Raw genomic sequence first — 12796 nt, 5'->3', positions numbered from 1 at the left:
ATGTAAAAGATACATGGCTTAAAAATTACATTGTTTCTTTAAGTGCACACAATTTCTTATCTAACTCACGAAAACAATCCAGTATAAAGTTAACATCGTCTAACTCATCTTTAGGATTTATTTGCTGATTAACCCTTGCGGATAAATGAGCAACCTCACCCCGCTTAGCTCCAAAACTATCTAACTTTGGCAACATCTGAGGTTCAAGCTCGTCGATATCAACCCCTGTGGGTAATATTAATAATTTAAAGTTTTTCGCCTTAATCCCATGATTCGAACTAATTTTACTAATAAACTGCTTACTAGCAATCGTCATAATTTCATTTAGAGAGTCTTTAGGATTTGTTCTTCCTCGTGACAAATCTATTAGTTCTTGATTGTTTTGCTCATCACCAACAGACCAACAACTATGATACGCAGCAAGGAATGATACAATCGTCATGGAGGGAACTTTATTCCTTTTCCATTGATTCAACGCATATAGAACCGTATCTTTAGAAATATCCTCTAGATAAGATTCAAACTCAGCATGGGTCAATAGACGGTAGCCCTTTGCCATATCTAGCTGCACAGGCTCATATTCACCAATGGGAGAAAAATCAGCAGGAAGCAGATGTCGTCTTAACTCCCCCAGTCTTTCCTGCAATAAAATAAAACGTTCAGACTGTGCCATAATCATACCACTGTTATTCTATTAGCAGCCTCATCAAATTTAAGAGTTGGTAACTTAGTATTTAGCAAAGCATTAAGCTCATTAAACCACACCGAAATTCTGGTAAATGTTGACTTGAGGCTTTTAGTTGTTGTTTCAATCGATGAAAGAAAACTATAATTTTCTTTACAAAGCTTTTGAAAAAGCTCTTCAACTTCAGTTTCTCGGCCTACAGTAGCATCCCTAACCTCTGCATAAGAAAAAGAGAGTACCATTATATCAAAAATTGCTCTATTGAATTTTCTTTCATAGTCACCAGCAAACCATTTTCTATAACTGTTAGAATCAAAAATTTTCATTATTGTGGCGTGAGCAAAATTAAGCTGGTTAAATTGCTCTGTCACCATACCCTCAACACGACCCCAGTCTTTATTAAAAACCAAACATGTATTATCTAAGAATTTTTTAAGGTCCCCTGCATAGTCAGTAAGAAAGTTTTTAAGGGCATAGAATCTCAATAACAACTCATTATCACGCATCCGAAAATCAGGTTTCTTTAACTTCAATATATTTTTAATTGCCTCATTATCAGGGGCGGAAGCATCGACAAAAGAAACAAAAGGACCAGGGTGTAGGGCTTGTCGTAGCTCTTGAGGGGCCAGTTGAACGCTACCAGTATTTAGACGTAAAAATACATGATAAAGGAATTCTTCACTCGGCCAATTTTTAATTACCACCGTTCTTATTGGTTGATTCTCAAAAGCCGCCACATCATTATAATAACTAGCATCATCTTTAAGATCGTGCAGATTCTTTCCTTTAAGGTCTGTTCTAATCTCTAGCCCGCTTAATTTTAAAGATTCATAGTTTTCATCACCTTTCTCAGCCGCAAATTGACGAATACTTAACAACCGTTGCTTGCCATCAAGGACTATATACGCCCCTCTTTGCTCCTTTCTTTCAGCCAAAACCAACTGCGGTATTGGCAAACCTAGTATTAACGACTCAATAAAATTGCTTTTCCTTGATTTATCCCAGGCATCACGCCGCTGAAAATCAGGATTAAGTTGTATATTGTTTTTATTAATTTGGTTAATAATAGTTTCTGTTGTCCAGTCGGTACCACTAACTACAGCAGCGGAGAAATCCGTGCCTTCGATTAACTCAACATCATCTTCGTTTTCAGCCTGCTCATCATACTCAAAAAAATGCTCTGACATTCGCTACCTCACTAGGCTAGATTTTAAGCTGTGCAATACCCTATGTTAGTCACAAAATCTACGGATTCGGCTGTAATATTATTACGCATCAAAACGCATCAAAATGCATGCAGCAAGAAATGTAGCTTTTATGACTTGAGTCCACATAATATCTCTATGCCTTGCTCTCATGCAATTGCATTAAAACAGCCCCATAAAGCGGGCAGGCGTGGCGGGGAAAGCATTGCGCGCCAGCGGTGGTGCGTAATATTAAAAATTATCGTCTGAGCGCGTCGTGATGGCTCGTTCATAGTCGCTGTCGGTTCGTTGGTGGTCGGGTGTGGTGGTGAGCGTGTGGAGCGTCTGAGGCGTGATGATGGCGGGGTATGAAAAAGCCGCCAATACTGGCGGCTTGAAGGGGGAATTATTCCGGGTTGTCGAGGGTGTACTCTTTGAACCTGATGACCTCCATGCCGAGCCAGTCGTTTACCTCCCTGAACCTGTCCTGTAGCGGCGATAACTCGTTACGCACAAAGACCTTTGCCACCTTCTCAACGTCGCCCATTGAGCCGATATTCTCAGGCTTGCCGCCCATGAGCTGGAAAGGTACGCGGTGCGCATCCATCAGGTCAGCGGCGCTGGCTTTCTTGATGTTGAAAAAGTCATCCTTTGTGGCGACTTCGCTCAATGGCACGATTTTTATGCCGTCCGGTTTCCCGTTCGGTGAGTAGAAAAACAGGTTTTTAAAGTTGCCGAGCCCTTTAGAGTTACGCATTGCATCGCGCAGCGATTCGACGTCAGTCGCGCTTTGCGCCGGGTCAGTCACATACATGATGTAACCTGCGTGCGCGCCGTTCTGGTAATACTTGCGACGGAACAGCGTCGCGGACTCATTAAGCCAGGCAGAATTAAGCGCACTGAGATATTCCGGCAGACCGTAAATTTCCTGATTAATGTCAGGCTCCAGCAGGTGAAACACGGTGTCAGGCGCGAATTCATGCGGCAGAGTGAAGTTTTCCACAAACCAGAAAATCGAATCATCAACCCCACGACGGGTATATTTGGCCGGTGAGGTCAGTAGCTTGATTAACTGGCCGGTGACGCTGTGGCGCTGCTCAAGAAAGGCGTTGCCGAATACCAGATAGTCGAGCGCAAAACGGCTGAAATCCTGACGTGATAACAACGGGTGCGGAATGTAGGTGCTCGCGAGCACGTTGCGTTTAACGTAAATCGGTGAGCTGTGATGCACGGCAGAGCGCAGGCTCTTCGCCAGCCCGGAAAAACTGACCGGCGGCTCGTACCATTTGCCGTTACTGATGCACTCGACATAATCCAGAATGTCGCGCTTATCGAGCACCGGCACCGGCTCGCCGAAAGTGAACGCCTCCATTTTCTGCGGGGCGCTGGCCGTCATGGCGACTGCTTTGCGTGGCTTGCGCTTGCTCATGCTGCCACCTCACCCGCTGCAACAGCGAAAGACCAGTCGCAGCCAAACAGCAGACGATAATCATCGTCGCTGTATTCGCGTTTAATCTCCTCAGGCGCAAAGAGATTGCACCCGCGCTGGCATGCTGCATCCAGAGTGACAGACTGACGCCAGACACCATCTGTGCAAAATACGCTGTCACCGGTATTGATTAGCGGTGACGGTCGGCACTTGCGGGTTGTGCCGTTCCATACCCTAAATGCTGCGTAGCTGTCTGATGGTGTGGTGAACATCGTCAGATTGTGGCGTTTATGGCTGGCGATAGCTGCCGCGACTTTTGCCGCTCTTAGCGGATTATTGAACCATCCGAACTCATCAAGGTAGACATTACCCGCCAGCGCGGCGCAGTGGGATTCCTCGCCGACAAAGCTGATAACCGCACCGTCGTCGAGCTGCAGGTTGTGGCCGTTGCTCGTCAGACGGACGCCGACGCGCGCCGAAAGGTTATTCATGTACATCAGCGCCACGCGCGCATGCTCAATGGTGTGAGCAAACCAGACCTGATTATTGCCTGTTGTCAGCGCATCGAGCAGCGCTTCACGGCTAAAGAGCTGCGTTGCGCCAATCTGGCGCGATTTGGTGATGCTGCGGTCGATACTGAGTTTCCCGACACGCAACCATGTTGCCTGATAGTCAAAGCTGTCATTGTGCAGAATATCGGCCATTGCCTGAATCTGGCTATGTGAGAAAACGTTATTTTTCATTAATTAAACTCCAGAATAGATTTAGGCTGCATGCCGCTACCGGCAGAAAGCGGTTCGTTTAACAGGGCGTGCATGGTCGCCCATGCGATATCGGCGTGACTGGCTTCCTCGGTGCGGCTGGCCTCATAGGTGGCGCTGCGACCGCTGCTGGTCATGGTTTTGCGAATCGACATAAACGACTGCGTGACGTCGGTTGCCCCGGCGTCGTACTCCAGACAGCCACGGCGAATGGTGTCTTTTGCCTTGAGCACCATCGCGGTTTTCATCTCAGGTGTGTAACGGATGCCGCGTGCCGCCGGGTAGAATGAGCGCACCAACTGGAACACGCCGAGACCGAGGCCGGTTGCGTCAATGCCGATGTATTCGACGTTGTATTTCTCGGTCAGTTTGCGGATGCCCTCTGCCTGCGCGGCAAAGTCCATGCCTTTCCACTGGTGACGCTCCAGCATGCGAAACTTGCCACCCGAAACCACCGGCGGCGCGAGTACGACACATCCGGCACTGTCGCCGGTGTGGGACGGGTCGTAGCCAATCCAGACCGGGCGCGAGCCGAATGGATGGTCGGCGAACGGGGCGAAGTCCTCCCATGTTTCCATCACGTCGACCATGCAGCGCTGCAGCTCCTCGAACGGGAATACCGATGCCTTATCGTCGACAAACTCGCACATAAACAGGTTCTTAAAGTCCTCATCACTGTTTTCGCGTCTGAGCTGGTCGAGGTCGAACAGGGTGCAGCCACCGGCAAGGGCGTCCTCAATAGTGACAATCTGCCGCCACTGTCCGTCAGCGCAAAGAAGCCCACCGGCGAGCGCGCTGTGACTGATGTCGATTTCGATGCGGTCAGCGGCACTGGCGCGCCCCTTGTTGAACAGCTCGCCAGACCAGAAGGGGTAAGCGCCGTGCGCCAGCGTGGAAGGTGTCGAAAAGTAAGTTGAGCGCAGATGCTTTTGCGAGGCCATGCCCGATGCGACTTTGCGCAGCTTCTGAAAATTCGGGATCCAGAATATTTCATCGACATACAGGTCGCCGTTATGGCTCTGCGCGGTGTTGGAATTGGTGCCGAGAAAAATCAGCTTTGCGCCATTGTTGCCGATGACAATCGGGTCGCCGGTCAGGTCAACGTCAACCAGTCGCGCAAACTGAATGATGTATTCCCGGAACACGTAAGCCTGCGTTTTACTGGCTGACAAAAATATCTGGTTATGGCCGGTTTTGAGCGCGCGCAGCAGTGCCTCGCGGGAGAAATAGAACGTCGCGCCAATCTGGCGGGATTTGAGAATGTCACGAATACGGTGCTCCAGCCCTGCGCGGTACCACTGCAACTGGTACTCGAAAGACTGGTCGAAAAATAATTCCTCCAGTTTCTCGATAGCCTCGTCGCTGAAAAAATTCTTTTTCGGCTTTTTGCGCTCCCCTTTGTTACGGTTGGCGACGTTGGGGTTCAGGTCGGCCTCGTTGCCGGTCTGGCTGTAACGGTTGACGCGCGCCAGCCGTTCAATCTGCCGTCCGAGCAGGTCAATTTCTTTGAAATCGCCGCCTGTCTTTTGCGGCTTGGCGATGAGCTGAATCAGCCTGGCCTCAAGGCTGCTTTCAACGCGGGAAATCGGTGCGATGTCGTCCCAGCCGTCGCGCTGCTTCCAGCTCTGCACGGTCGGGCGCTTGACCTGCAGCATTTCGGCAATCTGTGGCACGGAAAAGCCCTGCCAGTAAAGCAGCGATGCCTGTCGTCGCGGGTCATGCAACAAGGTTGTATCGGTGGAAATGGTCATTGATGCCTCGCCGTAGTGGATTCAGGGCAAGGCTACTTAATGGCCGTCAGCGATTCGCTAAGGTGCTGTTGTGTGGGCGGTTATCCAGTCGTCATTGGTAGTCTGGCGCGTCCTGAGACCGGAAACTGGCGTTGACCCGTAACCCCAACATCAGGACTCCTGACAATGGCAAAAAAAGTCTCAAAATTCTTTCGCATCGGCGTCGAGGGTGATACCTGCGACGGGCGCATTATCAGCGCCAGCGATATTCAGGAAATGGCCGAAACCTATGACCCGCGCGTCTACGGTTGCCGTATCAACCTTGAACACATTCGCGGCCTTTTGCCCGACGGCATGTTTAAACGTTATGGCGATGTGGTTGAGCTGAAAGCCGAAAAGATTGACGACGATTCTGCGCTGAATGGCAAATGGGCGTTGTTCGCCAGAATCACCCCAACCGATGACCTTATCGCGATGAATAAAGCCGCGCAGAAGGTCTATACCTCTATGGAAATTCAGCCGAATTTTGGTAACACCGGCAAATGCTATCTTGTCGGCCTTGCGGTCACTGATGACCCTGCGAGCCTCGGTACTGAATACCTCGAATTCTGCCGCAAGGCGAAGTACAACCCGCTGCAGCGCTTTAAGGCCAGTCCTGAAAATGTCTTTTCAGTCGCCACGCTGGCCGAACTGGAATTTGAAGACGTTCCCGACACGGTGCTCAACAGCCTGGCCGACAAGGTGAAAGCCATTTTCAGCCGTAAACAGGTCAGCGACGATGCGCGCCTGAATGATGTGCATGAGGCGGTGACCACCGTCAGCGAACATGTGCAGACCAGCCTCACTGCGCAGGATAAGCGTCTTTCCGATATGGAAACCGCGCTAGCCACCTTTAAACAGGAACTGACCGGCAAGGTTGAAGAAACCAGCCAGGCCTTTTCCGCCCTGAAAACCACCCTCGACAAAACCGAAAGTTTCAGCCAGCCGCGACGCACGAAAGCCAGCGGCGGCGGTGGCGATGAGCTGCTGACCGACTGCTGATAAACCGCAGAACAGAAACCGGGCGGCAACCCCGCCCGATGCAGTGACTAACCGATAAATTCAAACAGGAAAGACTATGCGCCCGGAAACCCGTTTTAAGTTTAATGCCTATCTGACCCGCGTCGCTGAGCTGAACGGCATCAGCACTGATGATGTCAGTAAAAAATTCACCGTCGAGCCGTCCGTCACGCAAACGCTGATGAACAAAGTGCAGGAGTCATCCGCGTTTCTGCAGACGATTAATATTCTGCCGGTCGCAGAAATGAAGGGTGAGAAAATCGGCGTCGGTGTGACCGGTACTATCGCCAGCACGACTGATACCTCGGGCGATGATGAGCGTAAGACCGCAGACTTCACCGCGCTTGAATCCAACAAGTACGAGTGCGACCAGATTAACTTTGACTTCCACCTGAAATATAAAACCCTCGACCTGTGGGCGCGTTTTCAGGACTTCCAGCGCCGTATCCGCGACGCCATTGTCAAGCGTCAGGCGCTCGATTTCATCATGGCTGGTTTTAACGGTACCACCCGCGCCGCCACCTCTGACCGTACCAAAAATCCGATGCTGCAGGATGTGGCCGTCGGCTGGCTGCAGAAATACCGCAATGAAGCCCCGACACGTGTGATGAGCAATATCACCGATACTGACGGTAAGGTCGTTTCGGCAGTGATTCGCGTTGGTCGAAACGGTGACTATGAGAACCTCGACGCGCTGGTGATGGATGCCACCAACAACCTGATTGACGAGGTTTATCAGGATGACCCGAAACTCGTTGCCATCGTTGGCCGTAAGCTGCTGGCCGACAAATATTTCCCGCTGGTGAACAAGCCGCAGGAAAACAGCGAGGCGCTCGCGGCAGATATCATCATCAGCCAGAAGCGAATCGGCAACCTGCCTGCTGTGCGCGTGCCGTACTTCCCGGCGAATGCCGTACTGGTAACTACTCTGGAAAACCTCTCTATCTATTTCATGGATGAGAGCCACCGCCGCAGCATTGATGAAAACCCGAAAAAAGACCGCGTTGAAAACTACGAGTCGATGAATATCGACTATGTGGTCGAGGCGTATGCCGCCGGGTGCCTGCTGGAAAACATCACCCTGGGCGATTTCACCGCACCTGCAGCACCGGAAAGCGGAGCCTAAACCATGACGAGCCCCGCACAGCGTCACATGATGCGGGTCTCGGCCTCTCAAGCCGCGCAGCGGGAGCAAGTCCCGCTGCGCCATGCAACCGCCTATGAGCAGATGCTGGTTAAGCTGGCCGATGACCGCCGCACGTTAAAAAACATCCGTTCAAACGAGCGTAAAGCCGCGAAAAAGCGCGAGCTGCTGCCGTTCTATGCGCCGTGGGTCGCCGGTGTGCTGGCTGATGGCTGCGGTGCGCAGGATGACATTGTCATGACCGTCATGCTGTGGCGTCTTGATGCCGGTGATATCGCTGGCGCGCTGGAAATTGCGCCCTACGCGCTGCAATACGGCCTCACCACTGACCATCGCCGCACGACACCTTACATGCTGGTTGAGGAGGTGGCGCTTGCCGCACTGCGTCTGCGCGATGCCGGTGAATCTGTCGACCTTTCCTGGCTGCAGACCACTATCGACCTGACCGACGGCGCTGACGTTCCCGATATGGTGCGTGCCCGTCTGCATAAGGTGACAGGCCTGACCCTGCGTGATGCCGGTATGAATGCAGAGGCGCTGGCGCAGTTTCAGCGCGCGATGCAGCTCGACCGCAATGCCGGTGTGCGCAAGGAGATTGAGCGGCTGGAACGCGCACTGAAGCCAAAAGCGGAGGCACCCCCCCGTAAAACGACTAAACCGCGCACGCGCAAACCTGTCGCCAGACCGGCAGCAAAGCGCGGGCGTCCACCAAAGGCGGTAAAAACCGCCGGTTAACTGAACGCTCCCCGAGCCGGGCGGCACGCCGGTCAAAGCGGGTTTTGACCCTGACGGCGACCGGCGTCCACCGCCCAACCTGATGAGGTTGTCATGACGACAGTGATTCTGAACCAGCCCGACGAACCGCAGGACGTACCGGGCGTGGTGATTCCCGTACCGGAGACGGGCGATGCAGTAATTAAAAACACGTTCTTTTTCCCTGATGTGGATCCGAAGCGCGTGCGCGAGCTGATGCGGCTTGAGCAGACGGTTTCCGATGCGCGCCTGCGCCATGCCATCAGAACCGGCATGGCGGAAACCAATGCGGAGCTTTACGACTACCGGCTGCGCCAGACTGCCGCCGGGTTTAAGCATCTGGCCGACGTGCCTGCTGAGGAAATCGATGGAGAGAATGTGCGTATTTTCCACTATCTGAGCGCCGTAACGGCGATGGCAACCGCCACCCTGTATGAGCGCTATCGCGGTGTTGAAGCCACCGGCAAGGGTGACAAAAAAGCCGACAGCGTCGAAACCACCATTGATGACCTGTGGCGGGATATGCGCTGGTCGGTCGCGCGTCTGCAGGACAAACCGCGCTGCATCGTGGGCCAGCTCTGATGAAGGTCAGGTCGATGCAGGGCGACACCCTCGACGTGATTTGCGCCAGGTATTACGAGCGCACTGAGGGCGTTGTTGAAACGGTGCTGCAGGCTAATCCCGGCCTGTCTGAGCTGGGCGTCATTCTGCCGCATGGCACGGCAATTGACCTGCCCGATGTGCCGTCTTCACCCGTAACTGAAACTATCAATCTTTGGGAGTAAACCATGACAGAAGGGGAAAAAGGCGTCCTGTCACTGTTTGTGATTGGGGCACTGATTGTGGTCGGAAAAGTGCTGGCAGGCGGTGAACCCATCACCCCGCGTTTGTTTATCGGGCGCATGTTGCTCGGCGGTTTTGTCTCAATGGTCGCCGGTGTTGTTCTGGTGCAGTTTCCTGATATGTCACTGCCCGCTGTGTGCGGTATTGGATCCATGCTCGGTATTGCCGGTTATCAGGTGGTGGAAATCGCCATTCAGCGCCGCTTTAAGTCACAGAAGGGGGAAGGCGATGCCGGTCATTAATACTCACCAGAATATCGCCGCCTTTCTGGACATGCTGGCGTATTCCGAAGGAACGGCGAACCATCCGCTGACGAAAAACCGTGGCTACGACGTCATTGTTACCGGCCTTGATGGCAGGCCAGAGATTTTCACCGATTACAGCGACCACCCTTTCGCACATGGCCGACCCGCGAAAGTGTTTAATCGCCGTGGCGAGAAATCCACGGCATCGGGGCGTTACCAGCAGCTTTATATGTTCTGGCCGCACTATAAAAAACAGCTCGCATTGCCTGATTTCAGCCCACTGTCGCAGGACAAGCTCGCGATCCAGTTAATCCGGGAGCGCGGTGCTATTGACGATATCCGGGCGGGGCGTATTGAGCGTGCTGTTTCCCGTTGCCGGAATATCTGGGCGTCATTGCCGGGTGCCGGTTACGGCCAGCGCGAGCACAGTCTCGAAAAGCTGGTTACCGTCTGGCGCACGGCTGGCGGGGTGGTGGCATGAAAGTCCTGATAACGCTGTTTGTGCTGGCCGTGCTCGGTCTGATGTGGTTGCGCCATGAGAATGGCAATTTATCCCGCTCCTTTGAGACGGCAAACCGCGTTGCGAGCGAGCAAAAGGCGACGATTGGCATGCTGAAAAATCAGCTCAGTGTCGCCGGCCAGCTCGCCCGACGTAATGAATCCGCGCAGGTGGCACTGCGCGAACAGCTCGCAAAGGCAGGCGCAGAAGCAAACCGCCGCGAGCAGACGATAACGAGGTTACTTGATGAAAATGAAGCCTTTCGCCGCTGGTATAACGCTCCTCTGCCTGATGCTGTGCGCAGGCTGCACACCCGCGCCGCCTGCGCCAGCGCCGGTGATTGTGGTCAGCGGATGCCCGAGGGTGAGCCTTTGCCCGATGCCGGGAAGTGATCCGAAAACTAATGGTGACCTGAGCGCGGATATCCGCCGCCTTGAGGGCGCGCTGACCGCCTGCGCGCTGCAGGTCAAAACCGTCAAACACTGTCAGGATGAACTCGATGCAGAAGCACAAAAGCCTGCGCAAGGCGCTGATTAACGCCGTGCCGCAGCTCCGAAACAACCCCGATATGCTGCGCCTGTTCGCTGATAACGGGCATACGGATTCCCGACTGGAGAGCTCGCTGTCGTTTGAAAAGGTGTACGTGCTTAACGTGGTGGTGACTGACTTTACCGGCGACCTCGATTTGATATTTGTGCCGGTACAGGCATGGCTGCGTGAGCATCAGCCGGACATTATGACCACCGACGACGGGCGGGAGAAAGGATTCACATGGATGATTGATATCAATAACGACGATTCGCTCGATATCAGTATCAGCCTGAGACTCACCGAGCGCACGCTCGTCAAAGAGGTCGACGGCGCATTGCATGTCAGCTATGCCCCTGAGCCACCGCTGCCTGAGCCAGTGACGCGCCCGGTCGAGCTGTACGTTAACGGCGAGCTGGTGAGTAAGTGGGATGAGTGAGTTAACCGCGCTGCAGGAGCGCCTTGCCGGTCTGATTGCCAGCCTGTCACCGGCGGCGCGTCGTCAAATGGCGGCTGACATTGCAAAAAAACTGCGCGCCAGTCAGCAGCAGCGCATCAGGCGACAGCAGGCACCCGACGGCACCCCGTATGCCGCCCGAAAGCGCCAGCCGGTGCGAAGTAAGAAAGGCCGTATCAGGCGCGAAATGTTCGCCAGACTGCGCACTAACCGCTTTATGAAAGCCAAAGGCAGCGACAGTGCGGCGGTGGTGGAATTTACCGGCAGGGTACAGCGCATGGCGCGGGTGCATCAGTATGGCCTCAAAGACCGGCCAAATCGTCACAGCCGGGATGTGCAGTACGCGGCGCGCCCGTTGCTCGGTTTCACCCGCGACGATGAGCAGATGATTGAAGACATCATTATCAGGCATCTCGGTAAATAAATATTGTGTGAACCACCACCGGAGCCGCGCGAATTGGCGCGACTCCAGACCAGAGGCATCCTTGCACTATGAATATGTTATCCACAATACAGGAGCTCGCGCGCGCGATTCGCAACCTCATCCGCTCAGGTGTGGTGACTGAGGTCGATACCGCGCAGGGGCTGTGCCGCGTACAAAGCGGCGGGATCCAGACTGCATGGCTGAACTGGCTGACCACCCGCGCCGGTCGTTCGCGGACATGGTGGGCTCCCTCGGTCGGTGAGCAGGTGCTGCTGCTGGCAATTGGTGGCGAGCTTGATACTGCTTTCGTGCTGCCGGGGATTTTCTCCGACGATAACCCTGCCCCGTCAGCCTCGGCGGATGCGTGGCATGTGGTGTTCCCCGACGGCGCTGTTATGGAGTATGAGCCGGAAACCGGTGCGCTGACGGTCAGCGGCATCAAGACTGCCGATGTGACGGCATCGGAGTCCATTACCGCCACCGTGCCGGTGGTACTGGTAAAAGCGGCAGAACGTATCACCCTCGACACCCCGGAGGTGGTATGCACCAACAAACTGACGACGGCGACGCTTGAGGTGCAGAAAGGCGGCACCATGTGGGGAAACATCGAACATACCGGTGGCACGTTGAAATCAAACGGCGTGCAGGTCGATAACCACGGTCACGGCGGCGTACAACGGGGCGGGAACTGGACGGAGGGCACAAAATGACAGCGCGTTATCTGGGGATGAACCGCAATACCGGCATAGGTATCAGTGACAGTGAGCATATCAGCCAGAGCATGCGCGACATTCTGCTGACGCCGGTCGGCTCGCGGGTAATGCGTCGTGAATATGGCTCGCTCCTGTCTGCGCTGATTGACATGCCGCAAAACCCGGCGCTCAGGCTGCAAATCATGGTGGCGTGCTATTCCGCGATCCAGAAATGGGAACCACGCATCAGGCTTATCTCCATCAGCTTTGAGCGCGGCGACACTGGCGAAATGTATGTCGATATTACCGGGATGCGTACCGATACCGGTGCGTCAGTTTCAACCACTGTTTCACTGAGTTAAA

General features: G+C 53.7%; 18 protein-coding genes. 13 read left to right on the top strand and 5 right to left on the bottom strand.

All coding sequences use genetic code 11. The annotated features are described in order from the left end of the window. Nucleotides 1-25: 25 nt before the first annotated feature. From ACLJR2_RS19255 to ACLJR2_RS19235, 5 genes are all read right to left on the bottom strand, one after another. Nucleotides 26-673, bottom strand: a complete 648-nt coding sequence (locus ACLJR2_RS19255) for a HEPN domain-containing protein (RefSeq protein ID WP_025711966.1) — start codon at nt 671-673, stop codon at nt 26-28. A 2-nt stretch (nt 674-675) separates the two neighbouring features. Next, nucleotides 676-1872: a DUF262 domain-containing protein gene (locus tag ACLJR2_RS19250; protein ID WP_001534892.1), complete on the bottom strand. Its 1197-nt coding sequence runs from the start codon at nt 1870-1872 to the stop codon at nt 676-678. 403 nt (nt 1873-2275) lie between these two features. After that, nucleotides 2276-3298 (bottom strand): phage portal protein, encoded by a 1023-nt coding sequence (locus ACLJR2_RS19245; protein WP_001534869.1) that lies wholly within the window; start codon nt 3296-3298, stop codon nt 2276-2278. Then, nucleotides 3295-4041: a terminase large subunit domain-containing protein gene (locus ACLJR2_RS19240; protein WP_001534851.1), complete on the bottom strand. Its 747-nt coding sequence runs from the start codon at nt 4039-4041 to the stop codon at nt 3295-3297. Before ACLJR2_RS19240 ends, ACLJR2_RS19245 begins: the two co-directional genes overlap by 4 nt. Then, nucleotides 4041-5810: a terminase ATPase subunit family protein gene (locus ACLJR2_RS19235; protein ID WP_001534822.1), complete on the bottom strand. Its 1770-nt coding sequence runs from the start codon at nt 5808-5810 to the stop codon at nt 4041-4043. Before ACLJR2_RS19235 ends, ACLJR2_RS19240 begins: the two co-directional genes overlap by 1 nt. Before the next feature lie 165 nt (nt 5811-5975). Here ACLJR2_RS19235 and ACLJR2_RS19230 point away from each other — a divergent pair, with 165 nt between their 5' ends. The 13 genes from ACLJR2_RS19230 (at nt 5976) to ACLJR2_RS19170 (ending at nt 12795) form a co-directional block, all read left to right on the top strand. Further along, on the top strand, nt 5976-6830 hold the full coding sequence (locus tag ACLJR2_RS19230; RefSeq protein WP_001085937.1) for a GPO family capsid scaffolding protein: 855 nt from the start codon (nt 5976-5978) through the stop codon (nt 6828-6830). A 76-nt stretch (nt 6831-6906) separates the two neighbouring features. Continuing rightward, a complete protein-coding gene (locus ACLJR2_RS19225) occupies nt 6907-7974 on the top strand; it encodes a phage major capsid protein, P2 family (protein ID WP_001534863.1) in 1068 nt (355 codons plus the stop codon). Between the two features lie 3 nt (nt 7975-7977). After that, a complete protein-coding gene (locus tag ACLJR2_RS19220; protein WP_001534893.1) occupies nt 7978-8727 on the top strand; it encodes a terminase endonuclease subunit in 750 nt (249 codons plus the stop codon). Between the two features lie 93 nt (nt 8728-8820). Next, a complete protein-coding gene (locus ACLJR2_RS19215; RefSeq protein WP_000214255.1) occupies nt 8821-9327 on the top strand; it encodes a head completion/stabilization protein in 507 nt (168 codons plus the stop codon). Continuing rightward, complete coding sequence (locus tag ACLJR2_RS19210) at nt 9327-9530, top strand: tail protein X (protein WP_001534827.1); 204 nt, start codon at nt 9327-9329, stop codon at nt 9528-9530. The genes ACLJR2_RS19215 and ACLJR2_RS19210 overlap by 1 nt, the downstream gene beginning before the upstream one ends. Nucleotides 9531-9533: 3 nt before the next feature. Then, entirely contained in the window at nt 9534-9830 is a 297-nt protein-coding gene (locus ACLJR2_RS19205; RefSeq protein ID WP_000134659.1) for a phage holin family protein, read from the top strand. Then, complete coding sequence (locus ACLJR2_RS19200; RefSeq protein ID WP_001144116.1) at nt 9817-10314, top strand: glycoside hydrolase family 104 protein; 498 nt, start codon at nt 9817-9819, stop codon at nt 10312-10314. Before ACLJR2_RS19205 ends, ACLJR2_RS19200 begins: the two co-directional genes overlap by 14 nt. After that, nucleotides 10311-10724 carry an Rz-like lysis system protein LysB gene (gene lysB, locus ACLJR2_RS19195; protein ID WP_000866102.1) on the top strand — a complete coding sequence of 138 codons (414 nt, stop codon included), beginning with the start codon at nt 10311-10313 and terminating at the stop codon, nt 10722-10724. Before ACLJR2_RS19200 ends, lysB begins: the two co-directional genes overlap by 4 nt. Further along, nucleotides 10624-10869, top strand: a complete 246-nt coding sequence (gene lysC, locus ACLJR2_RS19190) for an Rz1-like lysis system protein LysC (protein ID WP_229025472.1) — start codon at nt 10624-10626, stop codon at nt 10867-10869. The genes lysB and lysC overlap by 101 nt, the downstream gene beginning before the upstream one ends. Continuing rightward, a complete protein-coding gene (locus tag ACLJR2_RS19185) occupies nt 10832-11299 on the top strand; it encodes a phage tail protein (protein ID WP_001169074.1) in 468 nt (155 codons plus the stop codon). Before lysC ends, ACLJR2_RS19185 begins: the two co-directional genes overlap by 38 nt. Beyond that, complete coding sequence (locus ACLJR2_RS19180) at nt 11292-11741, top strand: phage virion morphogenesis protein (RefSeq protein WP_001293096.1); 450 nt, start codon at nt 11292-11294, stop codon at nt 11739-11741. The genes ACLJR2_RS19185 and ACLJR2_RS19180 overlap by 8 nt, the downstream gene beginning before the upstream one ends. Nucleotides 11742-11809: 68 nt before the next feature. Next, nucleotides 11810-12451: a phage baseplate assembly protein V gene (locus ACLJR2_RS19175; protein ID WP_001534860.1), complete on the top strand. Its 642-nt coding sequence runs from the start codon at nt 11810-11812 to the stop codon at nt 12449-12451. Further along, nucleotides 12448-12795, top strand: a complete 348-nt coding sequence (locus ACLJR2_RS19170; protein WP_000127148.1) for a GPW/gp25 family protein — start codon at nt 12448-12450, stop codon at nt 12793-12795. The genes ACLJR2_RS19175 and ACLJR2_RS19170 overlap by 4 nt, the downstream gene beginning before the upstream one ends. The last annotated feature ends 1 nt before the right edge of the window (nt 12796 follow it).

The organism is Salmonella sp. SAL03688 (assembly GCF_046551895.1).
GTDB classification, from domain to species: Bacteria; Pseudomonadota; Gammaproteobacteria; order Enterobacterales; family Enterobacteriaceae; genus Salmonella; species Salmonella enterica.
This window is presented reverse-complemented; position numbering and strand designations above follow the sequence as displayed.

Bases quoted from the DNA above. Each gene is read 5' to 3' on its own strand.
- ACLJR2_RS19255 (WP_025711966.1), bottom strand. From the start codon at position 673: ATGGCACAGTCTGAACGTTTTATTTTATTGCAGGAAAGACTGGGGGAG.
- ACLJR2_RS19250 (WP_001534892.1), bottom strand. From the start codon at position 1,872: ATGTCAGAGCATTTTTTTGAGTATGATGAGCAGGCTGAAAACGAAGAT.
- ACLJR2_RS19245 (WP_001534869.1), bottom strand. From the start codon at position 3,298: ATGAGCAAGCGCAAGCCACGCAAAGCAGTCGCCATGACGGCCAGCGCC.
- ACLJR2_RS19240 (WP_001534851.1), bottom strand. From the start codon at position 4,041: ATGAAAAATAACGTTTTCTCACATAGCCAGATTCAGGCAATGGCCGAT.
- ACLJR2_RS19235 (WP_001534822.1), bottom strand. From the start codon at position 5,810: ATGACCATTTCCACCGATACAACCTTGTTGCATGACCCGCGACGACAG.
- ACLJR2_RS19230 (WP_001085937.1), top strand. From the start codon at position 5,976: ATGGCAAAAAAAGTCTCAAAATTCTTTCGCATCGGCGTCGAGGGTGAT.
- ACLJR2_RS19225 (WP_001534863.1), top strand. From the start codon at position 6,907: ATGCGCCCGGAAACCCGTTTTAAGTTTAATGCCTATCTGACCCGCGTC.
- ACLJR2_RS19220 (WP_001534893.1), top strand. From the start codon at position 7,978: ATGACGAGCCCCGCACAGCGTCACATGATGCGGGTCTCGGCCTCTCAA.
- ACLJR2_RS19215 (WP_000214255.1), top strand. From the start codon at position 8,821: ATGACGACAGTGATTCTGAACCAGCCCGACGAACCGCAGGACGTACCG.
- ACLJR2_RS19210 (WP_001534827.1), top strand. From the start codon at position 9,327: ATGAAGGTCAGGTCGATGCAGGGCGACACCCTCGACGTGATTTGCGCC.
- ACLJR2_RS19205 (WP_000134659.1), top strand. From the start codon at position 9,534: ATGACAGAAGGGGAAAAAGGCGTCCTGTCACTGTTTGTGATTGGGGCA.
- ACLJR2_RS19200 (WP_001144116.1), top strand. From the start codon at position 9,817: ATGCCGGTCATTAATACTCACCAGAATATCGCCGCCTTTCTGGACATG.
- lysB (WP_000866102.1), top strand. From the start codon at position 10,311: ATGAAAGTCCTGATAACGCTGTTTGTGCTGGCCGTGCTCGGTCTGATG.
- lysC (WP_229025472.1), top strand. From the start codon at position 10,624: ATGCTGTGCGCAGGCTGCACACCCGCGCCGCCTGCGCCAGCGCCGGTG.
- ACLJR2_RS19185 (WP_001169074.1), top strand. From the start codon at position 10,832: ATGCAGAAGCACAAAAGCCTGCGCAAGGCGCTGATTAACGCCGTGCCG.
- ACLJR2_RS19180 (WP_001293096.1), top strand. From the start codon at position 11,292: ATGAGTGAGTTAACCGCGCTGCAGGAGCGCCTTGCCGGTCTGATTGCC.
- ACLJR2_RS19175 (WP_001534860.1), top strand. From the start codon at position 11,810: ATGAATATGTTATCCACAATACAGGAGCTCGCGCGCGCGATTCGCAAC.
- ACLJR2_RS19170 (WP_000127148.1), top strand. From the start codon at position 12,448: ATGACAGCGCGTTATCTGGGGATGAACCGCAATACCGGCATAGGTATC.